The organism is Micromonospora sp. DSM 43699 (assembly GCF_055517075.1).
This window is the reverse complement of record NZ_JBTMMT010000156.1, coordinates 1-1,006: the sequence shown is the minus strand read 5'-3', so window position 1 is coordinate 1,006 and position 1,006 is coordinate 1. Positions and strand designations below refer to the sequence as shown.

The 1,006-nt window shown below is 68.0% G+C and carries 1 protein-coding gene; it reads left to right on the top strand.

Going from position 1 to position 1,006, the window contains the following annotated elements; translation table 11 throughout:
- Positions 1 to 1,006, top strand: a 1,006-nt coding sequence (locus AC0AIB_RS31005; RefSeq protein ID WP_465098047.1) for an acyltransferase domain-containing protein, incomplete at both ends; no start/stop codon positions are given.

Here is a 1,006-nt window from a genome sequence, read left to right as displayed (position 1 = left end):
GGTGTTTGTTTTTCCGGGTCAGGGTGGTCAGTCGGTGGGGTTGGCGGCGGGTTTGGTGGGTCGTTGTGGGGTGTTTGATGCGCGGTTGGCGGAGTGTCAGCGGGCGTTGGCGCCGTTTGTGGATGTGGATCTGGTGTCGGTGTTGACGGGTGGGGATGAGTCGTGGTTGGAGCGGGTGGAGGTGTTGCAGCCGGTGTTGTTTGCGGTGGGGGTGTCGTTGGCGGAGGTGTGGCGGGGGGCGGGTGTGGTGCCGGGGGTGGTGGTGGGTCATTCGCAGGGTGAGATCGCGGCGGCGTGTGTGGCGGGTGTGTTGTCGTTGGAGGATGCGGCGCGGGTGGTGGCGTTGCGGGCTCGTGCTCTTGCCATGTTGGCGGGGACGGGGGCGATGGCGGCGGTGGATCTGCCCGCCGACGAGGTCACGGCCCGGTTGGCTGATCATCCTGGGGTGGTGGTGGGGGTGGTGAACGGGCCGGCGTCGGTGGTGGTGTCGGGTCCGCCGGGGCAGGTCGCGGAGTTGGTGGAGACGTTCCGGGCCGAGGGGGTGCGGGCGCGGCCGATCCGATTCGACTATGCGTCGCATTCCCCGGCGGTGGAGCAGGTCCGGGAGCAGATGCTGACCGATCTGGTCGGTGTGGTTCCGCAGGTGGGGCACACGCCGATGGTGTCCACCCTTACCGGGCGGTGGGCTGATCCCACCGCGATGGATGGTGGTTACTGGTATGAGAATCTGCGGGGTCAGGTGCGGTTCGATGCGGCGGTGCGGACGGCGGTGGGGGCGGGTTACACGACGTTCGTGGAGGTGTCGGCGCATCCGGTGTTGACGATGCCGGTCGCGGCGGTTCTGGAGGATGTGGGTGCGGTCGGGCATACGTTGGGCACGTTGCGTCGTGGTGACGATGATCCGACGCGGTTGTTGACGAGTCTGGCGAGCGCGCACGCGATCGGTCTGCCGGTCGACTGGACCAGGGTCCTCACCCCGGCACCCACCCTCGACCTACCCACCTAC